Genomic DNA, 22889 nt, shown 5'->3' with positions numbered 1-22889 from the left:
ATAAAGACCTTAATACGTTTTGTAAAAATTAAAAGCCATAACAACAAGGGATAGTGGAACATGAAGATACAAATCTTAATTGGTAGTGTTCGACAAGCACGAATAGGACCTCAGATAGCACACTGGGTCAAGGATGTCGCTGCGAAAAATTATCCAACTGAAATCCTTGATCTCAGAGATTGGCATTTACCAATGGATGATGAACCCTATCTCCCCGCCGAAGGAATATATACCCAAGCACATACCATTGCTTGGAGCAAAAAAATCGCTGAAGCCGATGCTTATATTTTCGTTTTTCCACAATATAACTGGGGCTATCCAGCCGCACTAAAAAATGCGATAGACCATTTGTATAAAGAGTGGAACAACAAACCTGCCTTAATGGTCAGTTATGCCAATCGAGGTGGTGGAAGAGCTGCGGAGCAGTTGCAACAAGTTTTGCAAGGTATTCATATGCGTACCACAGAATCTCATTTAGAAATTAAGCTATCTGAGGTTAATTTCTCACCTTCCAACAGTGATACCTCTTACCCTGAAACACTTGACCATTATGAAAATGAGCTTGTTTCAGCGCTACATCAGATGAGCCTGTTACACACATCGCGCTAATTTCATTATTTATTATGTGCCCTATAAACGAAAATTGCCGTGAATAAATTCACGGCAATACCTGCTATTTACCTTTATCTATTTTTATCTGTTATCCCGTTATTGAAGGAAATACCGGTAACATTAAATACAGTTTGATCACAATCGCATTGACGATATCAATAAAGAATGCACCAACCATTGGAACAACTAAGAATGCAAGATGAGATGGACCAAATCTATCCGTTACTGCCTGCATGTTAGCGATTGCTGTCGGTGTTGCACCTAGACCAAAACCACAGTGACCTGCCGCCAATATCGCTGCGTCATAGTTCTTACCCATCACACGGAAGGTCACGAAAATGGCATAGCCTGCCATCACACAAGCTTGAACAGCCAAGATCACTAACATTGGGATTGCTAGAGATGCCAGTTCCCAAAGTTTCAGGCTCATCAGTGCCATCGCAAGGAATAAGGAAAGGCTCACGTTACCAACAACAGAAACCGCACGGTCGAATACACGATAAAAACCCGCAATAGATAAGCTGTTGCTTAAAATAACGCCCACAAATAGCACACAAACGAATTTAGGTAGAGCAAACGCTGTGCCCACTAATAACTCTGCAATATAGCTACCTGCCATTAAACAGATCGCGATCATAGCAATCGTTTCGATCAGTACCATCGAAGTAATCATACGGCCTGATTGTGGTTTTTCAAAAGCAGTAGGGACATCTTTATCATCATCCCCAGTACCTGGCGTAGGAATATTGCGGATCAGGAAACGTGCAACTGGACCGCCGATTAATCCACCGAGTACCAAACCAAATGTTGCACATGCCATCGCAACTTCAGTTGCACTTTGGAAACCGTAATTTTCAGTGAAGATCTTACCCCATGCAGCTCCGGTACCGTGACCACCTGATAAGGTAATCGAACCAGCAAGCAGCCCCATAAGAGGATCAAGACCAAGTAATTCCGCTAAGGCAATACCAACCGTATTTTGTACTAGCAGTAAGCCTACAACCACAAAGATGAAAATAAAGAGTGCCTTACCACCAGCCTTCAAGCTGGCTAAGTTTGCGTTTAAACCGATTGTCGCGAAGAAGGCTAACATCATCGGTTCTTGTAATGATAAATCGAAAGATAAGCTCCAATCGAATACTTGCTTGATCACTAATAAGCTAAAAGCGACCAGCAACCCGCCTGCAACAGGCTCAGGGATAGTATATTTCTCTAGGAAAGGAACTGTTTTTACAAGTTTACGTCCGAGCAATAGCACAAGGGTAGCTGCCACAAGCGTACCGTAGACATCGAGATGATACATTTATGTACCTCGTCTGTTGTTAATATTATTTAAAACTAGTAAGACGTTAATTTCTTCCTTAAAACGCCAAAAGCAGGTAACTGAATTAGAAAAAAAATTGGCGATAAACACAAGTTAAAACATATAAAAATGTGACATTCCTTATCTAACAATGAAGAAATATTTTTCGCGCAAACGATTGCTTTTTAAATTAGTCGCTTTACAATGCTTTTTTTGTTGGCAGAGAAAGACCAAAATGACCACCGAAGTATCTCAAAAACAGGCTGTTGACGTCGCACCTAAAAGTGAACTCATTTACCGATTAGAAGACCGACCTCCTCTCCCCCAAGCATTATTTGCAGCTGGACAGCATCTTTTAGCGATGTTTGTTGCAGTGATCACCCCGGCAATGCTCATTTGCCAATCATTGGGGCTTCCAGCGCATGACACTCAGCGTATTATTAGCATGTCTCTATTTGCTTCTGGTATTGCCTCTTTAATACAGATCCGAGCATGGGGTCCTGTGGGGTCGGGGTTACTCTCAATACAAGGTACAAGCTTTAACTTTGTTGCACCTTTGATTATGGGAGGGGTTGCACTTAAACAAGGTGGTGCTGATATTCCTTCGATGATGGCGGCACTTTTTGGCACACTACTGGTTGCAGCGCTCACTGAGGTGGTACTCTCTCGCTTCCTACATTTAGCACGACGGGTAATTACTCCTCTCGTTTCGGGTGTTGTTGTCATGATAATTGGTTTATCACTCATTCAAGTCGGATTAACGTCTATTGGTGGTGGTCATACCGCAATTTCTGATAATACTTTCGGTTCCCCTGATTATTTATTGCTAGCGGGTATTGTGTTGGCTGTTATCATTTTACTTAACCGCCAAAAAAATCCTTACTTGCGTGTTGCCTCTTTAGTTATCGCCATGGCAATTGGTTATATTGCTGCTTGGTGGTTAGATATGTTACCCACAGCTCAAGAGACAAACGCGGAACAATCCATGATAACGATACCTGAGCCGTTTTATTATGGGTTGTCGTTTGATTGGAATCTGTTAATTCCGCTGATGCTAATATTTATGGTGACCTCTTTAGAGACGATTGGTGATATTACGGCAACATCCGATGTTTCAGAACAACCGGTACGTGGTCCAATCTATATGAAGCGAATTAAGGGTGGCGTCTTAGCGAATGGTTTGAACTCGATGGTATCTGCCGTCTTCAATACTTTCCCTAACTCCTGTTTTGGTCAAAATAATGGGGTGATACAGCTTACTGGCGTCGCCAGCCGTTATGTCGGCTATATCGTAGCGTTAATGCTTGTTTTATTAGGGTTATTCCCAGCTGTTGCCGGTTTTGTACAACAGATCCCTGAGCCTGTACTTGGCGGAGCAACAATTGTGATGTTCGGAACCATCGCGGCATCTGGCGTACGTATTGTCTCCCGTGAACCACTTAATCGTCGAGCGATCATGATTATTGCATTATCCCTTGCCGTCGGAATGGGGGTTTCGCAGCAGCCGTTGATTTTACAGTTTGCGCCGGACTGGCTGAAAACTTTATTTTCATCCGGTATCGCGGCAGGCGGTTTAACTGCAATTATTCTGAATTTAATTTTCCCTCACGAAAAGTAACCTATCATTTACCGCCAGAGTTGAATACACTGGCGGTTATTCTGTATTCTATCTTAGTCATTTACCCGGCAGCGCTTTCATCCAAACAATCCAATATATGGAGAGGCAGATAAACCATGAGGTGGTTAACTAAGCTCATCACGACCCTTTTACTACTGTTGTTATTAGTGGTTATATTTACTTACGCTGGGCTGCAAACACGCTGGGGTGCATCCTATGCCAGTCAGTTGTTAAGTAAATTCACTGATTATGATATTAAAGTGGGTATCATGGGGCATGAGTTTGCCAATGCTGGAGAATTTATCTTTCAAGACGTCAACATTGTGTCACGTCATAAAGATATGACTTTGGATGCTAAGCAAATGATTGTTGATATAAACTGGCGTAATTTATTGAGTGGCACCGCCATTCGTCGATTAGTCATCACCGAAGGGAATTTAGATATCTCCTCTGTAGAGACTGCCACGCCAATACCTTTAAATGCCAATATCCTGCAATTTGAAAATAGTCGTATTCAACTAAATCAAGCAAATAATAAGTTCAACGTATTTGGCTTTACGGGTGGCATTACACCATGGCACCCCACGACTAACCATCCTTTCGGCTACGGAGACTTTCGATTTACCACAAAAGAATTGAATATTAATGAGTTACCATTAAAAACGGTTGCAGTCACCGGTAAGCTCGAAAAAAATCTTACTGAATTTACTCAAGCCAGTGGCTACCTCAATAATGGTTATATTAAAGGCTCAGGAAAGGTGTTAACGGACAGCACCATCACAGTTGATTCTTTAGTCATGGACAAAGTTGGTTGGCAAAATAATATTCCCTTTGCTTCATTAAATCAGGCTCTCAATAGTCACCGTACAGTGTCCTTGAAAAATGTCGCTCTCACTAATGTGGATATCCAAGGAAAAGATTGGGCAATTTCAGGGCTCAATACTGAAATCGACCACCTTGACTGGGTCAGAAGTAGTTGGAGTAGCCCTGAAAGTCATATCAATTTCAGCATTAATCAACTCGTTATTAATGATCAACAACTTGATACGCTGATTGGCAATCTCAACCTTCAAGGCGATAACCTCAATATCGAGAAACTTTCAGGTTATTATTACAAAGGGGTATTTAGCCTTAATGGTGTATGGCAACGTAATAATAAAACGCTGACACTCAATGACGGCAAATTAGCCGGTATTTTATATACCTTGCCTGAAAATTGGCTACACTTCTTCAGCCAACCCTCACCTGATTGGTTATCCGGCTTAACGATCAAACAATTTACCTTATCGCAGTCTTTATTGATGAATATTGCCCCTAGTTTCCCATTCGAATTCACGGCACTGAGCGGCAAAATAGAAGACGTCAGCCTTATTAAACAAAAACAATGGGGGATTTGGAGTGGCAAGGCCACCTTTAATGCCGATAGTGGAACCATCAATCAAGTTATGATACGTCGGCCTTATATGGACTTACGCCAAAGTGGTCAAAGTTCTGCTGCGGCTTCATTCACTACGAGCACAGACAAAGGGCTGGTGAAGTTAGGGTTATTAGTCAAGCAATCCCCTAAAAAAATCCCCTTTTTACTCCGAGCCTCAGGGACTAATATTGAGCTTTCCGCTTTAAATCAATGGGGTTGGCAAGGCTTCCCATCTCAAATCGTGGGTGATTTTGATGCCTCATTGCAAGGTGACTTGTTAGCACCATCATTAGCTAGCAGCTTAAATGGTGAATTAGTGGCAATACCATTACAAGGGAAACAGATGTATCGAACCGTTGTGAAAGGCGTCGTCACCTCATCAGTTGAAAATGAGGCCTCACCGATGGAGCCTCAGCCCGCTCCTGCTACGGCTCCCAACGCTATTCCCACGAATATTTTGCCAACAAATGAGCAAATTCCCGCGCTGATTACTCAATAAATAACAAGGCAGGCCAGCGATCACGCTTGGCCTGCCTTTAAAATCAGTATATACGAAAGGCATTACAGTGACTTTACTGTTTTCTCAACAGGTAACACCATATACACACCGCTAAAAACGGCCCCCGCCTCGCCGTTAGTTCCACTCACTGTCACTTCAAGTTTTACCCTTGCTTTACTCCCTCTCGCAAGACGGTCAAGGTCACCACTCATTTGCGACATATCCGCAATAGCGGTGGGTCTACCACTCACTGGCTTGCTATAACGAATATTGGCATCCACTAATACAATATCACCACCGAGTTGATGCTCTTGCATTAATAACCAAATCAATCCCCAACCTGTCAGGGTGGCTAACGAAAATTGGCTTCCTGCAAAAATCGTTTCGTGAGGGTTTTGGTTGCCAGCTTCTGGCATAGTGGTAATAAACTTTTGCCCTGTATATTGTTCAATTCGAACCCCCATTTTTTCACTTAATGGGATATATTTATACCAAGCTTGTTGTAACTCTCCACACCAATCAGGGCGATGAAGGATCTGGTCAAGTGTCTCGATCGGTTTGATCATTAAATAGTGACGAACAGGTGTTTTGAGCTCACCGGCAATCAGACCTCGGCTTTCAAAACCTATCTTACGAAAAAAGGGAACCGCTTCTTCTCGGACGCTCGACACAATACGTTTGACACTTTCTTGCCGCGCAATTGATTCTAACGCCATCAAAATGAGTTTACCCAGCCCTTTTCCTTGCATTGCTGGATTCACCGCTAAAAAACGAATCGCGCCTTCGTTATCGGCATTAATATAAAGCCGACCAATGGCTAAGATACGATTTTTATCATCAACAACCATTTGATGGTAAGCGGTAAGATCATAACCATCTTTTTCAGAACCAAATGGTTGATTAAAGGGTTTACGTAACATCTCCCAGCGGAACTGGTAATAAGCATCAAATTCCGCTTCATCTTTCGGTGCACGCAGATGGTACATAGTCTCCCCCTTAATAGTAGAATTAGACTTGCAACCAGAAAGTCACAGGACCGTCATTGGTCAGGCTGACTTGCATATCCGCGGCAAATTGCCCTGTTTCAGTGATCACACCTTGTTGGCGACTTTGCTCAACAAAATATTCATATAATTGTTCAGCCCGCGTAGGTTCAGCTCCCCCAGAAAAACTAGGTCTCATTCCTTTTTTAGTATCAGCTGCCAATGTAAATTGAGAGACAACTAATAAGCTCCCACCCGCTTGTTGAACATTCAGGTTCATTTTTCCCTGTTCATCACTAAAAATCCGATAGCCAAGTACTTTTTCACACAACCGTTTTGCTTTTTGTTCATCATCATATTTTTCAACACCGAGCAAAACAAGTAACCCAGAATCAATTTGACCAACCACCTGCTCATCAACAACCACTGCTGCATGAGCGACTCTCTGTATTAATGCAATCATGATAACTCGACAAAAATATGGAGTAACAGTTTAGGTTACTCCATGGTGATAATTCATCAATTATTCGACTTCAGCACTGAAGTCATAAGTGCGGAAATATTCAGGTACCGTGTCTTTATTCACGACATGGACACCTTTAATACCTAATGCTTCGGCAGCCTTAATATTGTCCTCGACATCATCAAAGAAGATAGCATCAGCTGCATCAAATCCTTCAGATTCAAGAACATATTGGTAAATAGCTGGATCAGGTTTGCGCATCCCCAGGTCTTGAGATAAGTATAAAAAGTCTGAGGAAGCTGCAATTTCAGGATAATGTTCAGGCCAGTAATCAAGGTGTAGGCGGTTAGTGTTAGATAAAACAACCACACGATGCCCCTGTTCACGAAGGCGTTCCATGATATCAATCACTTCTGGTCTTACTGACATAAATATCGCATGCCAGCCTTCCGCGAATTCTTCAAAACTGAGTGTAATGCCAAGTTCTTCACATAACATTTCTGCAAATTCGATATCTGAGATTTTGCCACATTCATGTTGTTGGAAGATATTCCCAAAAGTAAACCGCGACTTGATTTGCTCAGACGGTATTCCACTGAGTTCTGACCATTTATCAAATACACGATTAAAGTCGATATCAATAATCACATTACCCATATCGAAGATATACAGCATACCGTTTCCTCGTTGTTATTAACTAAATTCACTTTAATCATTATTCATACAACTGAACAGCCCTAATTACAGATTATTTTTTGTTTTTTATGAATACACGTGACCATCATCTCTATCGTGACAGTAGATACGGAATAATCTCGCCAAATGTTCACCTGCTGGCGATAACGTATGATCCCGACGTCGTACAAGAGCAAAAGTCGCATAAGGAAGCTTTTCAGCGAGATCGAGCGCAATGAATTGTTGTTCAAATAGAGGGTCATCAATAGTATCGATAGACACTATCGTCAAGAAATCACTCTGCGCCACTAAACTCATACAACCGATCAAGGTTTCACATGTCACACTAAAGCTCATCGGTTTATCCATCCTAGAGAACACCTCAGACAGTTGCTTATAGTAAGTGCCTTTCGGTGTTGGCATCGTCCAATCACAGTGGGTGAGCTGCTCTAATGAGGTGGCATGCTTCATTGGGTGATCTTTACGCATGATCACCTTGTATTCCTTGCTCATTAAACGTTCAAAATTGAATTCCGCATCTAGGCTACCGGGATAATACGTATTTACAGTGAAATCGAGCTCACCTTGGCGTAACTGAGGTAACATCGTCAAGAGTTGTCCTTCCATAATCCGAATTTTGATATTTGGAAAGTCACGATGGAATTGAATAATCACTTTTGGCATCACTGAACGCGCAATACTGCCTGCAACCCCAATATTAATCGTGCCGCTGGATAAGCCTATACGCTGCTGTATCTCTTCTTGCCCGACACGTAACTCTTCAAGAATGATACTGGCACGACGCAAAAAACTTTCTCCACTTTCCGTCAGATAGATCCCTTGATTACTGCGAATAAACAATTTTGCGCCTAAAGAAGCCTCTAATTCACGAATAGACTTCGTTAATGCGGGCTGAGAAAGCTGTAAAAAGCGACTAGCCGCTCTAATACTGCCATGGCGACTTACCTCGACAAACGCTCTCAACTGATTCAGTTTTATTGGCAAAGCCATATGAATTCCCTGATAACCATTAGTTATATAGGCAAAGATAATTGTATCTTTTTTACCCTATTTTGATTGTGTACAGTCAATGCATGACGATAACAAATAATTAACATCAACACTTATTAACTATTTTTATTTATTAAAATAAAGAAACACAACATATTAAATTATTTTGAAATTATTAAATAAAATTTAATTTCACCAAAATCAAATCGTACTGGGTATTTATACCGAGCCATTCTATTTTATCGTGATAACTAAAAGAGATAACAATTATGGAGATTTCTTTAAATAACGCCATTGAGTCCATCACACATCAACTACAACTTTGGCGCCGTGACTTCCATCAATATGCAGAATCAGGTTGGTTTGAATTTCGGACCGCAACACGAGTCGCAGATGAACTCGCTCGCCTTGGCTATCAGCTACAACTCGGAAAAGACGTTATTAAAGCGGAAGATCGTATGGGGTTGCCGACACCAGAACAGTTTGCCGAACAAGAAAAACGCGCTATTGAGCAAGGTGCGTTAACAGAATGGCTTCCCCATTTTTCTGGCGGATTTACCGGTATCGTTGCCACATTAGATACCGGTAAACCAGGACCGACACTCGCCTTTCGTGTCGACATGGATGCATTAGACCTTAATGAGGATCTCACCGCACAACACCGCCCTCATGCAGAAGGCTTTGCTTCTTGTAATTCACACATGATGCACGCCTGTGGTCATGATGGACATACCGCTATTGGCCTTGGTTTAGCCCATATATTGAAGCAGTTTCAATCACAGCTAACAGGTCGAATTAAACTGATTTTCCAACCGGCTGAGGAAGGAACTCGCGGAGCAAAATCAATGGCAACCGCGGGTGTGGTCGATGATGTGGATTTTTTTGTCGCAATACATATCGGTACAGGTGTTCCGAAAGGGGAACTCGTGTGCGGTAGCAAAAGTTTTCTCGCTACGACTAAATTTGATGTCACATTTCATGGTAAAGCAGCCCATTCGGGAGCAAGGCCCGAAGAAGGTAAAAACGCATTAGTGGCTGCTGCTCAAGCGACACTTGGCCTATACGCTATCCCTCGTCACAGTGAAGGTAGCTCTCGTATTAATGTTGGCGTACTGAATGCAGGTATCGGACGTAATGTGATTGCCGATCACGCCTTAATGAAAGTCGAGACACGCGGCGAAACGAATGAAATCAACGAATTTATGTATCAAAAAGCACTTAATGTCATCGAAGGTGCAGCAAAAATGCAGGATGTTGATTTCAAAATCAACTTAATGGGAGCGGCACAAAGTAGTCACCCTAGCCCTGAATGGGTCGATTTTATTATGGGTCTTGCACAGAACAAAATCCCTGAGCTGGCCTCCGTCATCAAAGATAAACCTCAAGCTGCGGGTTCAGAAGATGCGACCTATTTTATGGAGCGTACAAAAGCGCAAGGTGGACAAGCAACCTATATGATTTTCGGTACTGAATTAAGCGCGGGTCACCACAACGAGCGCTTTGATTTTGATGAAGATGTCATGCCTGTTGCCGTCAAAACCTTAGCAACCATCGCGCTTTCGCTACCTGAATTTGGAGGCAAAACTCATGAGTAAGACATTCACATCCTTTATTAATAATTATATTGAGCAAAATCGTACTCGTTTTACCCAGTTAAGCGATGCGATTTGGGACCACCCTGAAACGCGGTTTGAAGAGACCTTTTCTGCTAATCTTCTTGCCGATGCGCTGGAGCAAGAAGGCTTTCAGGTTGAAAGAGGGGTTGGTGATATAGAAACCGCGTTCATCGCCAGTTTTGGCTCAGGTACCCCTGTTATTGCTTTACTCGGTGAATACGATGCACTTGCAGGTTTAAGTCAGCATTCGGCTTGTAGTCAACCTAATCCTGTTATTGAAAATGGTAACGGCCACGGTTGTGGGCATAATTTACTTGGCACTGCCGCCTTATCCTCAGCCTTTGCTGTAAAAGCGTGGCTCGAAGAAAACCAGTTGTCAGGCACCGTACGTTTCTATGGCTGCCCTGGAGAAGAAGGCGGCTCTGGTAAAACTTTCATGGTAAGAGAAGGCCTCTTTGATGATGTAGATGCTGCTGTCACCTGGCATCCTGAATCTTTCAGTGGCGTTTTTAATGTGCAATCACTTGCCAATATCCAGACAGCGTTCCGTTTCAAAGGTATTGCAGCACATGCGGCAAACTCACCTCATTTAGGACGTAGTGCGCTGGATGCCGTCAGTTTAATGAATGTGGGTGTTCAATTCTTACGTGAGCATGTTATCCAAGAAGCACGTATTCACTATGCAGTGACGAATACAGGGGGCGCCTCCCCAAATGTCGTTCAGGCCGATGCTGAAGTCTTGTACCTTGTACGCGCTCCTCAACTAGACCAAGCTCAAGATATATATCAACGCGTTATTGATATCGCTAAAGGTGCCGCCTTGATGACAGGTACAGAACTCGATATTCGTTTTGATAAAGCGTGTTCAAATTATGTACCAAATCGTACGATTGAAAAAGCGATGTACCAACATATTACCACTTACGGCATTCCTGAATATGACTCGCAAGAACGCCAATTTGCCGAGGAGATCCATGCCACACTCACTAAAGATGATTTACGCAATGCCAAATTAAATGCAGCGCGTAGTGGTGGTGAAGAAGCGCTTCATTGGGGTGAACGTCAAGGCAATAAAGCGCTAACAGATGAGGTTTTACCTTATGTTGAATCAAAAGAGCTGATGTACGGCTCCACCGATGTGGGCGATGTCAGTTGGGTGACCCCGACCGCACAGTGTTTTAGTCCCTGCTTTGCATTCGGTACGCCTCTACATACATGGCAATTAGTTGCACAAGGCAGAACATCCATTGCGCATAAGGGCATGTTATTAGCAGGGAAAATTATGGCCGCTACTGCCGTCGAACTATTCACGACACCCAGCTTACTAGCTCAAGCAAAAAATGAATTCCAACGTCAGCGTGATGAACAACCTTATCACTGCCCAATTCCATCTGACGTGAAGCCGTCAAAATTGCAGTAACGTGACATTGGCGGGCAAATAACAATCATAACGCCCGCCATCACAATTATAAAAATAACAATAATTGCAAATACATAGGAAAACATCATGAATCAAACTGCAACTTCAATGAATAAAAGTCCAGGTGCTATTTTTCGTTGGATAGAGCGTGTCGGGAATAAAATACCTAATCCTTTTATTCTCTTCGTCTATCTTCTCGCGATCCTAATGGTTGCTACTGCAATACTGTCTTGGTTCGATTTATCCGTCAAAAATCCCGCTAACGGTGAACTGGTTTCGGTTAAGAATTTATTGAGCGTTGAAGGCATTCAATGGATATTGCCTAATATCGTCAAAAACTTTAGTAGCTTCGCGCCTCTTGGGGCAATTCTCGCATTAGTTATCGGGGCGGGTCTCGCTGAGAAAGTAGGTTTATTGCAAGCCTTAATGTACAAAATGGCGTCAGGAATTAATAAACGCTATGCCAGTTACATGGTGCTCTTTATCGCGTTTTTTAGCCATATTTCATCAGATGCGGCTCTTGTCGTTATGCCCCCATTAGGCGCATTAATTTTTATTGCGGTAGGGCGTCACCCAGTTGCAGGCTTACTCGCCGCTATTGCCGGCGTAGGTTCGGGATTCACCGCTAACTTACTCATTGTCACCACCGACGTTTTACTTTCAGGCATTAGTACTGAGGCGGCAATGATCATTGACCCTAACTTACATGTTAGTGTGATTGATAACTGGTATTTTATGGCGACTTCCGTGATTGTCTTAACGATTGCTGGCGCATTACTCACGGACAAATTTATTGAGCCTAGGCTACCAAAATGGGAAGGAACCTCTAATGACCGCTTAGAAAAACTGACACCATTACAAAATCGTGGGTTATTAATGAGCGGACTTTCAGCACTCATCTTTATCGCGATTGTTGCGTTAATGGTTGTGCCGGAAGGCGCCCCGCTTCGTGACCCTCAAACTGGCTCGGTTATTCCATCTCCTTTCATTAAAGGCATTGTTCCTGTCATTATTATTTTCTTCTTTGTGGTATCTATTACTTATGGTATTTCGACAAAGCAGATTAAAAAACCAAACGATATCCCTGATTTATTAGTTGACCCAATGAAAAGCATGGCAGGCTTTATTGTTATGGTTTTCCCACTTTCCCAGTTTGTTGCTTTTTTCAATTGGAGCAATATGGGGAAATTTATGGCAATAGGTTTAACTGACTTACTTGAAAATTTAGGGATGACAGGTGTTCCTGCGTTTATTGGCTTGATGTTTTTATCCGCATTTTTATGTATGTTTATTGCGAGTGGCTCGGCGATTTGGTCTATCCTAGCGCCTATCTTTGTGCCCATGTTTGTTTTATTAGGCTTCCACCCAGCTTTTGCCCAAATAGTTTTCCGCATTGCAGATTCTGCCGTATTACCGCTAGCGCCTATGTCCCCTTTCTTGCCACTATTTTTAGGGTTCTTGCAGCGATATTACAAAAATGCCCAACTCGGCACCTATTACACCTTAATTTTGCCTTACCCATTAGTCTTCTTTGGCGTTTGGATATTACTACTCGTAGGTTGGTACTATGCCGGCTTACCAATAGGCCCAGGGGTTTATCCTCTACTCCATCCTTAACGCATCTGCCTATACGGATAAAAAAGGCGCCTTTTGGGCGCCTTCTTCATGATAGCTATCTCGCTAACGATAATTAGTCATCTTTTGAACGATTTGCACGGCGGCGATCGTTTTCAGTCAAGTGACGCTTACGTAGGCGAATAGACTGTGGAGTGACCTCAACTAACTCGTCATCATCAATAAACTCAAGCGCTTGTTCCAGAGTCATTTTGATTGGTGGCGACAGCGTTGTGGCTTCGTCAGTACCCGATGCACGCATGTTAGTCAATTTCTTACCTGTTAAGCAGTTAACAGTCAGGTCATTTGAACGTGAGTGAATACCAATGATTTGGCCTTCATACACTTCTGCACCGTGACCTAAGAACAACTTACCGCGGTCTTGCAGGCTGTACAGTGCATAAGCAACCGCTTTACCTTGACCGTTTGAAATCAATACGCCATTTTGGCGGCCGCCGATTTCACCCGGACGAACATCATCATAGTGGCTGAATGTTGAATACAGTAAGCCAGTACCTGATGTCATCGTCATGAACTCAGTACGGAAGCCAATCAGGCCACGGCTAGGAATGATGTAGTCAAGACGTACACGACCTTTACCATCTGGCATCATATCGCGTAGGTCACCTTTACGTTCACCCAACGCCTTCATGACATCACCTTGGTGTTGTTCTTCAACATCTAAGGTCACTTGTTCAAATGGCTCTTGTTTACGACCATCAACTTCACGGAAGATAACTTTTGGACGAGAAACCGCCAATTCGAAACCTTCACGACGCATATTTTCGATCAGAACAGATAAGTGCAACTCACCACGACCAGAAACACGGAATGCGTCTGGATCTTGGGTTTCTTCAACACGCAACGCCACGTTATGAACGAGTTCTTTATTCAAGCGGTCAAGAATCTGACGAGATGTCACAAACTTACCTTCACGACCACAGAATGGTGAGGTGTTAACACAATAGAACATGCTAACTGTTGGCTCATCTACCGCTAATGCAGGCAGCGCTTCCACATTCCCCACGTTACAAATCGTGTCAGAGATATTAAGTTCACCTAAACCCGTCAGCGCAACGATGTCACCGGCTTCAGCTTGTTGAGAGTCAATACGCTCTAAACCTAAGTGAGTCAGTACCTTACCAATTTTACCATTGCGAGTATTACCTTCGCTGTCGATCACCGTCACTTGCTGGTTTGGTTTCACTGTACCACGCTTGATACGACCAATACCGATAACACCTAAGTAGCTGTTGTAATCTAGCTGTGATACTTGCATCTGGAAAGGGCCTTCCAGATCAACTTTTGGTGGCTCAACGTATTTTACGATAGCTTCGTAAAGTGGGGTCATGTCTTCAGCCATATCAGTATGGTCAAGACCCGCAATACCGTTTATTGCAGATGCATAAACAATAGGGAAATCAAGCTGTTCATCCGTTGCACCTAAGTTAACGAATAAATCAAATACTTGGTCAACTACCCAATCAGGACGTGAGCCTGGGCGGTCAACTTTATTGATAACAACAATGGGTTTTAAGCCATTATCAAACGCTTTTTGGGTAACGAAACGCGTTTGAGGCATAGGACCATCAGTCGCATCAACCACCAGCAGAACGCTGTCAACCATTGACATAACACGTTCAACTTCACCACCGAAGTCGGCGTGGCCTGGGGTATCTACGATGTTAATGCGATAGTCATTCCATTTGATCGCAGTGTTTTTAGCAAGGATGGTGATACCGCGCTCTTTCTCCAAGTCATTGGAGTCCATAACACGCTCATCTACAGTTTCACGTTCACCGAACGTGCCTGATTGCTGTAGTAATTTACCAACCAGTGTTGTCTTGCCATGGTCAACGTGAGCGATGATGGCGATATTTCTTAAGTTTTGAATTGACAAGGATTTTTACCGTTTAATTGACAGGAAAGGAATATGCTTTATTGCGCCTAAATCGATATAGGAAGCATACTTTCTACGTTAATTTGCTGTTATTTTACACGTTTTTCCGCACAAGTGGAATAAATGTGAAACCCATCACTGTATAAAAAGTTTTTAACTAAAAAACATTCAGTTGCGTAACAATCGCGGAATATATCAGAAAATAACCCGTATCAGTACTGAAAAACCACAAAGTAGCAGAATAATACACTTTGTACCATTAATTATCCGCCTAAAAAAAGAATAAAAAATAGATTTTTTTGCACAATATCTAGTTTTCGACCCTTTTAATGTGATTTAGATATATCTAAATTGACTAATTAGATATATCTATTTATATTTAACTCAAGCTAATTCGATATATCTAATTAAGGAGGATTATATGCGAATTCATACCTGCCGTCATGTTTATCATTCACGCCATGAAGACGGCCATGGACATCAATGTTGCCACGGCGAAGATCATGGTCATGGTGAAGGTCGTCATTGTCATGGTAAGGGCCGTAGACATGGCGAAGGTCGTCATAAAGGTCGTGGACGTGGATTACGTCGTTTATTCGACCATGGTGATTTGCACATTATGGTGCTGTCATTAGTTGCCAAAAAACCAAGCTATGGCTATGAAATTATTAAAGATATTCAAGAAGCGTCCAGTGGTTTATATGTACCAAGCCCTGGGGTCGTTTACCCAACGCTAACGTTACTTGAAGAGCAAGGTTTTCTTGAATCAGAAATAATTGAACGTAATCGTAAAAGCTTCAAAATTACCGCGGAAGGTGCCGAACATTTAAAAGCGAATCAAGAGATTGAGGCCACTATTTTCCGTAAATTAGCCAAAGCTCGCGACATGCAGCACGGCGGTAATTTATCCGAAGAAATCGAAATGGCGGTTCACCGTTTCAAAGCATTATTGCGCCATAAAATGGTGCTAAAGCAACTAAATGAAACCCAAACACGCCAAATCGCACAGATCATTAATGATGCAGTACAGCAAATTGAGCAAGTAAACACATTACTGACTGACAATATCGATGAATAATGTTGTTATTTAGCCATTTTTATAAAATGAACAGCCTTGGGCTTAGACGTCAAGCACAAGGCTAAATAGCCAATCAATCGACTTTATTACGTCAATTTAAATCCCATCCTAGTCAAATTGCACTACATCTGTGCAATCAAAAAGTAAATTGCACCATATTAGTGCAATTACTGCTGTTTATTTCCTTATCCGTTTGTCATAACGTTGTAATATGCCGTATTTAGGCTATTTTAAAAGTTGGCACGTTTTTCGCTTATATTTTTATGTAAGAAGTGACACCTTGATTAACTGACGCTGAAAAGCCAGAAATAATGGCAAAAAATAATCCAACTGCCTGTGATTATTTTGCAAAACCGACCTGACCAGGAGAGCCGACGATGTCCTCAGAACACGTTTTATCGCTGATAGAAGAGCACAAAATAAAATTTATCGATTTGCGTTTTACTGATACCAAAGGTAAAGAGCAGCACATCACCATCCCTGCTCATCAAGTCAACGAAGACTTCTTTGAAGAAGGCAAAATGTTTGACGGTTCATCGATTGGTGGCTGGAAAGGCATTAACGAATCTGACATGGTGCTCATGCCAGATCCATCAACTGCAATGCTTGACCCATTTTTTGCGGATCCAACATTGATCATTCGTTGCGATATCCTTGAGCCAGGTACCATGCAAGGTTACGACCGTGACCCTCGTTCTATCTCTCAACGCGCGGAAGATTTTTTACGTTCTAGTGGGATCGCGGATACCGTGTTATTTGGGCCAGAACCTGAATTCTTCATCTTTGATGACATCCGTTTTGGTAATAGCATGCACAGCAGCTACTATCATATCGATGATATTGAAGCGGCATGGAATACCGGCACTAAATATGAAGGTGGTAACAAAGGTCATCGTCCAGGCGTAAAAGGCGGCTATTTCCCTGTTCCGCCTGTCGATTCTTCACAGGACTTGCGTTCTGCAATGTGCACCACAATGGAAGAAATGGGCTTAGTGGTTGAAGCGCATCACCATGAAGTCGCTACTGCTGGACAAAACGAAGTGGCATGTCGCTTTAATACAATGACGAAAAAAGCGGATGAAACTCAGATTTATAAATATGTCGTGCATAACGTCGCACATGCTTATGGTAAAACAGCGACCTTTATGCCAAAACCTTTAGTTGGCGATAACGGTTCAGGTATGCACTGTCATATGTCACTGTCAAAAGATGGTATCAACCTATTTGCAGGCGATAAGTACGGCGGGTTATCTGAAATGGCGCTTTACTACATTGGCGGTATTATCAAACACGCTCGTGCGTTGAATGCCTTCACTAACCCAACAACCAACTCCTATAAACGTTTGGTTCCTGGGTTTGAAGCACCCGTTATGTTGGCTTACTCAGCACGTAACCGCTCAGCATCTATCCGTATTCCTGTTGTTGCTAGCACCAAAGCGCGCCGTATTGAAGTTCGTTTCCCAGACCCTGCTGCTAACCCTTATTTGGCGTTTGCTGCCCAGCTGATGGCGGGTCTTGATGGCATCATCAACAAGATCCACCCAGGTGATGCAATGGATAAAAACTTGTATGACTTGCCACCAGAAGAAGCGAAAGAGATCCCAACGGTTGCGGGTTCATTAGAAGAAGCGCTGAATGAATTAGATAAAAATCGCGAATTCTTAACGCGTGGTGGTGTCTTCACTAATGACGCTATCGACGCCTACATTGAATTACTGCGTAACGATATTCAACGTGTCCGCATGACGCCGCATCCACTAGAATTTGAAATGTACTACAGTGTGTAACACGCCGTTCCACTGCTAGTCTTTGTTGCCGTGAAACATTTGCCCCATCTTTGATGGGGCCTTTTCTCTGACTTTTTAGTAATAGATAAATTGACGGCATTGTTATTCAAGTTGCAGCTTTGTTGGGTAAATCAAGTATAATGCACCAAAATAGTGCAGGAGCAGAATTACATGAAAGCCGAACATTTGCCAGCACCGGAACACATCCTCAACTCACTGTTAAACAGCGTCTTAATTGTCGATTATGACCTTGTGATTCATTATGCTAATCACGCGGCTTTGCAAATACTTGCGCAAAGTCAACGCAAGATATATGGCACACCATTACCTGTTCTTTGTAGTTATTGCTCTTTAAATGACGAGTTAATGTTAAACAGTTTAAAAGAAGGCCACAGTTTTACCGATAACGAGGTCACGCTGGTGTTTAATAATCACTCCCATGTGATGGCGTTAAGCGCACAGCCTTTTTCTAGCCAATTTATTTTATTAGAGCTTTATCAATTAGACAGTCAACGTCGGCTAAGCCAAGAACAAGTACAAAATGCCCAACAATTAGCAGCAAGAGAGCTCATCAGAGGGCTTGCTCACGAGATCAAAAACCCCTTAGGCGGCCTAAGAGGAGCGGCTCAGTTGCTCTCTAAAGCCTTGCCGGATCCACAATTAAACGAATATACACAAGTCATTATTGAGCAAGCAGATCGGCTAAGAGCCTTGGTTGACCGGTTACTAGGCCCACAATATCCCGGTCCTAAAACACAACAAAGCATTCATCATAGCGCTGAAAATATCGTCCGATTGGTGTCGTTAGAAAAACCAGACAACATCACATTAGTCCGCGATTATGATCCAAGCTTGCCTGACCTTGAATACTATCCTGACCAAATTGAGCAGGTTCTGCTAAATATTATTCGTAATGCGTTACAAGCGCTTTCTGAGACAGGTGGTACGATTACATTACGAACTCGCACCGCATTTCAAGTGATGTTGCAAGGTGAACGTTATCGCTTAGCGGCACGTATCGATATCGAAGATAATGGCCCAGGCATTCCATTAGCTATACAAGACACCTTATTTTACCCCATGGTAAGTGGTCGCTTAGGTGGCACGGGATTAGGTCTATCCATCGTTCATAGTTTAGTTGACCAACATGCAGGAAAAATTGAATTTACCAGTTGGCCCGGTCATACCGAGTTTTCTATTTATCTACCAATTAAAAAATAGGAGATAACAATGCAACAGGGAAAAATCTGGGTTGTTGATGATGACAGTTCTATTCGTTGGGTACTTGAGCGTGCATTAAATAGTGCCTCTTTTCATTGCACCTGTTTTGATAGCGCAGATAGCGTCCTCGCGGCGCTAACACATGACCAACCTGATGTTTTGTTATCGGATATTCGTATGCCTGGTGTGGATGGCTTAGCCCTTCTCACTCAGCTAAAACAGTCACACCCATTATTACCCATTATTATTATGACAGCGCACTCTGACCTTGATGCCGCAGTGAATGCATACCAATCGGGCGCTTTTGATTATCTACCTAAGCCTTTTGACATTGATGAAACCGTTGCGCTGGTTGAACGCGCCTTAAATCATAGTCGTGAACAAAATCATGTCGAACGTGACCCCAAACAAAAAATGGAAAGCGTCTCTTCAACCATGATAGGTGAGGCTCCTGCTATGCAAGAGGTCTACCGTATTATCGGTCGTCTCTCTCGCTCATCAATTAGTGTGCTAATTAATGGTGAATCAGGAACAGGTAAAGAATTAGTGGCTCATGCGCTACACCAACATAGCCCTAGAGCCAACGGGCCTTTTATTGCACTAAATATGGCGGCCATCCCTAAAGACCTGATTGAATCTGAACTTTTTGGTCACGAAAAGGGGGCATTCACCGGTGCCACACAAGTTAGGCAAGGTCGTTTCGAACAAGCAAATGGCGGTTCTCTATTCTTGGATGAGATTGGTGATATGCCACTCGATATCCAAACGCGGCTACTGAGGGTACTTGCGGAGGGGCAATTTTATCGTATAGGTGGCTATACTCCTGTAAAAGTGGATGTCCGTATTATTGCTGCGACTCACCAAGATCTTGAGAAACGGGTTAAAGAAGGGTTGTTCCGTGATGATTTATTCCATCGCTTAAATGTCATTCGTGTGCAACTCCCACCATTACGAGAAAGAATCGAGGACATTCCCCGCCTTGCATACTATTTCTTGCAAAATACCGCCAAAGAGCTTGGGGTTGATAGCAAATTGCTGCATCCAGAGAGTGAACGTCTTTTACAACACTATCATTGGCCCGGTAATGTCAGGCAATTGGAAAACGTGTGTCGCTGGCTCACCGTGATGGCGGCAAGCCAAGAAATTTTGCCACAAGACTTACCTGAAGATTTACTCGGTCACCAGCAGCAAAATGATGCATCCACTGAATCCACGACACGCCATTATGTCGCAAGCAATAATACAGCATGGTTTGAATTACTTGAGCAATGGACTCAAGACGCTCTCGCGGAAGGGAAAGAAAATTTGCTTGCACAAACAGTACCGTTAATGGAATACACCATGCTGAGCTGTGCACTTAAGCATACTCATGGACATAAACAAGAGGCTGCTCGTTTACTTGGATGGGGTCGCAATACATTAACTCGAAAATTAAAAGAGCTAGGCATCGAGTAACCCTTTATCACGATTTAACTTCAGTCAGTAACCAATTTTGAAAAATCACCATTGCTGGGGTTATTGGGCGAGATTTTAAACGGCTCAGCCAATATCCCCCGAGTGTTACACTGATATCAAATGGTTGAACTAAGGTTCCCGCACTTAATTCATGCTCAAACATGCAACTTGGTGCAAGGGCTACGCTGTCGGTCAGCAATGCTGCTTCAACCATTAAGCGCGAGGAATCAAATATGGGTCCTTTGACACGCCACGGCTCAAGTCCCGCTACAATCTGCCATTTTTCCCATTCATCTTTACGATAAGAACGCATTAAACGGTGCTCTTTTAGGTCCAAAGGATGGGTCAATTTATGGGCTATTTTTTCAGAACAAAGCACAGTATGGGCGGCCGGAAATAACGGCGTATTTTCAGCTAATGGCCATAGCCCCTCACCGAAACGAATAGCGAAATCAACCCCTTCTGCGGCTAAATTGACCACGTTATTATGGGTCATAATACGCAAATCAATATAAGGGTATAACTCAGTAAAAGCAGGTAAACGGGGTAACAACCAGCCTACAGCAAAAGTTCCTACGACTGACACACTCAGTACTTCGTGATAATGACCATCCTCAAACTGTTGCAATAATGACTCTATTTGGTCAAAAGAGCGACTCAAAACAGGAAGTAAAGCAAGCCCCTCATCGGTTAATGCCAGCCCTCTAGGTAAACGAACAAATAACTCTAATCCAAGTTGCTCTTCCAGTAGGCGAACCTGCTGGCTTACCGCCGCTTGCGTGACATTCAGTTCCAAACCTGCTCGCGTAAAGCTTAAATGTCTGGCAGAAGCTTCGAATGCCCTCAACGCATTTAGAGGAAGGCGATGACGATAATTTCCTGACATAAGTTTTTCTTTTGCCTCATCGAATTTTATATCGTTTTAAATCAGAGTTGGAAATAGGCATACTTTCTACCAATCACCAGTACATGCAGAATTCATCGACTCTACAACAAATTTGATGTTGAAGGATTAGCATACCTGAATTTTGTCAGTAACAACGAAAACTTTTACTTTAACGGATAACTCTATGAAAAATATTTTTCGTCAGGGACGGCTTTTTGTCGCTTTGAGTTTAGCCTTTACTTCACTTTCAGCGTCAGCGATGACACAACAAGCGGTTGATGACATTATCAAACCGCTGATGAAGCAAGAAAATATTCCGGGTATGTCTATTGCTATTTCTGTGGATGGACAGCAAAGAATTTACCACTATGGTGTACAGTCAAAGCAGACCCAACAACCTGTTTCGGATAGAACATTGTATGAAATCGGGTCATTATCAAAAACTTTCACAGCAACGCTTGCCGCTTATGCGCAAACACAAGGTAAGTTAGATTTCAGCCAACCTGTCAGCCATTACTTACCTGAGCTAACAGGCAGTGCTTTTGATAATGTTAGCGTGATGAATTTAGCAACCCATACGTCAGGTCTATCGTTATTTGTGCCAAATGGTGTCACTACTGACAAGCAACTGATCGAGTACTATCAAAAGTGGCTTCCTGAGCACAACGTTGGGCAATATCGTGCTTATTCAAACCTTGGCGTTGGGTTGCTCGGCATCGTAACAGCCAAACAACTTGATATGCCATTTTCTCAAGCGATGGAAAAATTGATGCTTCCTTCACTTGGATTAAAACATACTTATATTCATGTCCCTAAAAACCAAGAAAAATATTATGCACAAGGGTATAACAAGCAAGATCAACCCGTTCGAGTTACCCCTGAAATCCTTGATGCTGAAGCCTATGGCTTAAAATCAAACGCTAAAGATTTGATCCGTTATTTAGAGATCAATATGCAGACCATTAAAGTGGCTAAACCTTGGCAAGAGGCGGTTGAGAATACGCATACGGGCGTTTATCTCACAGATTCTTTTGTACAAGATATGATGTGGGAAAGCTATCCATGGCCAGTTTCTTTGGCGCAATTGCTTCAGGGTAATCGTGATGATATGGCACTAAAGCCGCAAAAAGTTGAGTTGATCAAACCCGCTATGGCGCCAGAAATACGTGCTTATTATAACAAAACGGGTTCAACGAATGGCTTCGCCACATACGCTGTATTTATTCCAGAAGAAAAAATTGCCATTGTGATGTTATCCAATAAATGGATACCTATCCCTCAGCGCATTACAGCGACTTATCAACTATTAGAAAAGATCGCTCGTTAAAAGA

18 protein-coding genes are annotated in these 22889 nt (G+C 42.7%); 11 read left to right on the top strand and 7 right to left on the bottom strand.

All coding sequences use genetic code 11. The annotated features are described in order from the left end of the window. The first annotated feature begins 60 nt into the window (after window positions 1-60). Window positions 61-609, top strand: coding sequence for an NADPH-dependent FMN reductase (locus M1F03_RS01345; protein ID WP_154622475.1), 549 nt, complete (start codon window positions 61-63; stop codon window positions 607-609). A 91-nt stretch (window positions 610-700) separates the two neighbouring features. Here M1F03_RS01345 and gltS read toward each other — a convergent pair whose 3' ends face one another. Continuing rightward, the gene (gene gltS, locus M1F03_RS01340; RefSeq protein ID WP_251464905.1) at window positions 701-1915 is read right to left on the bottom strand and encodes a sodium/glutamate symporter; all 1215 of its coding nucleotides are present in this window, start codon (window positions 1913-1915) and stop codon (window positions 701-703) included. Between the two features lie 235 nt (window positions 1916-2150). Here gltS and M1F03_RS01335 point away from each other — a divergent pair, with 235 nt between their 5' ends. Both M1F03_RS01335 and M1F03_RS01330 read left to right on the top strand, forming a co-directional pair. After that, window positions 2151-3533 (top strand): uracil-xanthine permease family protein, encoded by a 1383-nt coding sequence (locus tag M1F03_RS01335; RefSeq protein WP_163860537.1) that lies wholly within the window; start codon window positions 2151-2153, stop codon window positions 3531-3533. 116 nt (window positions 3534-3649) lie between these two features. Then, on the top strand, window positions 3650-5449 hold the full coding sequence (locus M1F03_RS01330; RefSeq protein WP_251464903.1) for an AsmA family protein: 1800 nt from the start codon (window positions 3650-3652) through the stop codon (window positions 5447-5449). Window positions 5450-5511: 62 nt separating this feature from the next. On the opposite strand, the gene fabY is transcribed toward M1F03_RS01330, so the two are convergent. From fabY to M1F03_RS01310, 4 genes are all read right to left on the bottom strand, one after another. Next, the gene (gene fabY / locus M1F03_RS01325) at window positions 5512-6435 is read right to left on the bottom strand and encodes a fatty acid biosynthesis protein FabY (RefSeq protein WP_154622471.1); all 924 of its coding nucleotides are present in this window, start codon (window positions 6433-6435) and stop codon (window positions 5512-5514) included. A gap of 22 nt (window positions 6436-6457) precedes the next feature. Continuing rightward, window positions 6458-6895: a D-aminoacyl-tRNA deacylase gene (gene dtd, locus M1F03_RS01320; protein WP_251464902.1), complete on the bottom strand. Its 438-nt coding sequence runs from the start codon at window positions 6893-6895 to the stop codon at window positions 6458-6460. A gap of 60 nt (window positions 6896-6955) precedes the next feature. After that, on the bottom strand, window positions 6956-7570 hold the full coding sequence (gene yihX, locus M1F03_RS01315) for a glucose-1-phosphatase (protein WP_154622469.1): 615 nt from the start codon (window positions 7568-7570) through the stop codon (window positions 6956-6958). Between the two features lie 87 nt (window positions 7571-7657). After that, the gene (locus tag M1F03_RS01310) at window positions 7658-8581 is read right to left on the bottom strand and encodes a LysR family transcriptional regulator (RefSeq protein ID WP_163860535.1); all 924 of its coding nucleotides are present in this window, start codon (window positions 8579-8581) and stop codon (window positions 7658-7660) included. A gap of 269 nt (window positions 8582-8850) precedes the next feature. Between M1F03_RS01310 and M1F03_RS01305 the strand changes: the two genes are divergently transcribed. From M1F03_RS01305 to abgT, 3 genes are all read left to right on the top strand, one after another. Continuing rightward, window positions 8851-10176 (top strand): M20 family metallo-hydrolase, encoded by a 1326-nt coding sequence (locus M1F03_RS01305; RefSeq protein WP_251464901.1) that lies wholly within the window; start codon window positions 8851-8853, stop codon window positions 10174-10176. Continuing rightward, window positions 10169-11617: a M20 family metallopeptidase gene (locus M1F03_RS01300; protein ID WP_251464900.1), complete on the top strand. Its 1449-nt coding sequence runs from the start codon at window positions 10169-10171 to the stop codon at window positions 11615-11617. Before M1F03_RS01305 ends, M1F03_RS01300 begins: the two co-directional genes overlap by 8 nt. Before the next feature lie 87 nt (window positions 11618-11704). Continuing rightward, entirely contained in the window at window positions 11705-13234 is a 1530-nt protein-coding gene (gene abgT / locus M1F03_RS01295; RefSeq protein ID WP_154624406.1) for a p-aminobenzoyl-glutamate transporter, read from the top strand. A gap of 73 nt (window positions 13235-13307) precedes the next feature. On the opposite strand, the gene typA is transcribed toward abgT, so the two are convergent. Beyond that, window positions 13308-15131, bottom strand: coding sequence for a ribosome-dependent GTPase TypA (gene typA, locus M1F03_RS01290; RefSeq protein ID WP_163860532.1), 1824 nt, complete (start codon window positions 15129-15131; stop codon window positions 13308-13310). A gap of 421 nt (window positions 15132-15552) precedes the next feature. On the opposite strand from typA, the gene M1F03_RS01285 reads away from it, so the two are divergent. The 4 genes from M1F03_RS01285 to glnG all read left to right on the top strand — a co-directional run bounded on the left by M1F03_RS01285 (window position 15553) and on the right by glnG (window position 20672). Beyond that, the gene (locus tag M1F03_RS01285; RefSeq protein ID WP_230085891.1) at window positions 15553-16209 is read left to right on the top strand and encodes a PadR family transcriptional regulator; all 657 of its coding nucleotides are present in this window, start codon (window positions 15553-15555) and stop codon (window positions 16207-16209) included. A gap of 377 nt (window positions 16210-16586) precedes the next feature. Then, the gene (gene glnA, locus M1F03_RS01280) at window positions 16587-17996 is read left to right on the top strand and encodes a glutamate--ammonia ligase (protein WP_154624404.1); all 1410 of its coding nucleotides are present in this window, start codon (window positions 16587-16589) and stop codon (window positions 17994-17996) included. A 171-nt stretch (window positions 17997-18167) separates the two neighbouring features. Continuing rightward, entirely contained in the window at window positions 18168-19217 is a 1050-nt protein-coding gene (glnL, locus tag M1F03_RS01275) for a nitrogen regulation protein NR(II) (RefSeq protein WP_154624403.1), read from the top strand. A gap of 9 nt (window positions 19218-19226) precedes the next feature. After that, window positions 19227-20672, top strand: coding sequence for a nitrogen regulation protein NR(I) (gene glnG, locus M1F03_RS01270; RefSeq protein WP_154624402.1), 1446 nt, complete (start codon window positions 19227-19229; stop codon window positions 20670-20672). Window positions 20673-20679: 7 nt separating this feature from the next. Here the strand turns inward: glnG and M1F03_RS01265 are convergent, their stop codons facing one another. Further along, window positions 20680-21558: a LysR family transcriptional regulator gene (locus M1F03_RS01265; RefSeq protein ID WP_154624401.1), complete on the bottom strand. Its 879-nt coding sequence runs from the start codon at window positions 21556-21558 to the stop codon at window positions 20680-20682. A gap of 193 nt (window positions 21559-21751) precedes the next feature. On the opposite strand from M1F03_RS01265, the gene ampC reads away from it, so the two are divergent. Beyond that, entirely contained in the window at window positions 21752-22885 is a 1134-nt protein-coding gene (gene ampC, locus M1F03_RS01260) for a class C beta-lactamase (RefSeq protein ID WP_375097490.1), read from the top strand. Window positions 22886-22889 lie beyond the last annotated feature (4 nt).

The organism is Providencia sp. PROV080 (assembly GCF_033688105.1).
GTDB lineage: Bacteria > Pseudomonadota > Gammaproteobacteria > Enterobacterales > Enterobacteriaceae > Providencia > Providencia zhejiangensis.
The sequence above is the reverse complement of the archived record's forward strand: the minus strand, read 5'-3'. Positions and strand labels throughout refer to the sequence as shown.

What these genes read in the sequence shown, in the direction of transcription:
- M1F03_RS01345 (WP_154622475.1), top strand. Translation starts at nt 61, where the DNA reads ATGAAGATACAAATCTTAATTGGTAGTGTTCGACAAGCACGAATAGGA.
- gltS (WP_251464905.1), bottom strand. Translation starts at nt 1,915, where the DNA reads ATGTATCATCTCGATGTCTACGGTACGCTTGTGGCAGCTACCCTTGTG.
- M1F03_RS01335 (WP_163860537.1), top strand. Translation starts at nt 2,151, where the DNA reads ATGACCACCGAAGTATCTCAAAAACAGGCTGTTGACGTCGCACCTAAA.
- M1F03_RS01330 (WP_251464903.1), top strand. Translation starts at nt 3,650, where the DNA reads ATGAGGTGGTTAACTAAGCTCATCACGACCCTTTTACTACTGTTGTTA.
- fabY (WP_154622471.1), bottom strand. Translation starts at nt 6,435, where the DNA reads ATGTACCATCTGCGTGCACCGAAAGATGAAGCGGAATTTGATGCTTAT.
- dtd (WP_251464902.1), bottom strand. Translation starts at nt 6,895, where the DNA reads ATGATTGCATTAATACAGAGAGTCGCTCATGCAGCAGTGGTTGTTGAT.
- yihX (WP_154622469.1), bottom strand. Translation starts at nt 7,570, where the DNA reads ATGCTGTATATCTTCGATATGGGTAATGTGATTATTGATATCGACTTT.
- M1F03_RS01310 (WP_163860535.1), bottom strand. Translation starts at nt 8,581, where the DNA reads ATGGCTTTGCCAATAAAACTGAATCAGTTGAGAGCGTTTGTCGAGGTA.
- M1F03_RS01305 (WP_251464901.1), top strand. Translation starts at nt 8,851, where the DNA reads ATGGAGATTTCTTTAAATAACGCCATTGAGTCCATCACACATCAACTA.
- M1F03_RS01300 (WP_251464900.1), top strand. Translation starts at nt 10,169, where the DNA reads ATGAGTAAGACATTCACATCCTTTATTAATAATTATATTGAGCAAAAT.
- abgT (WP_154624406.1), top strand. Translation starts at nt 11,705, where the DNA reads ATGAATCAAACTGCAACTTCAATGAATAAAAGTCCAGGTGCTATTTTT.
- M1F03_RS01285 (WP_230085891.1), top strand. Translation starts at nt 15,553, where the DNA reads ATGCGAATTCATACCTGCCGTCATGTTTATCATTCACGCCATGAAGAC.
- glnA (WP_154624404.1), top strand. Translation starts at nt 16,587, where the DNA reads ATGTCCTCAGAACACGTTTTATCGCTGATAGAAGAGCACAAAATAAAA.
- glnL (WP_154624403.1), top strand. Translation starts at nt 18,168, where the DNA reads ATGAAAGCCGAACATTTGCCAGCACCGGAACACATCCTCAACTCACTG.
- glnG (WP_154624402.1), top strand. Translation starts at nt 19,227, where the DNA reads ATGCAACAGGGAAAAATCTGGGTTGTTGATGATGACAGTTCTATTCGT.
- M1F03_RS01265 (WP_154624401.1), bottom strand. Translation starts at nt 21,558, where the DNA reads ATGTCAGGAAATTATCGTCATCGCCTTCCTCTAAATGCGTTGAGGGCA.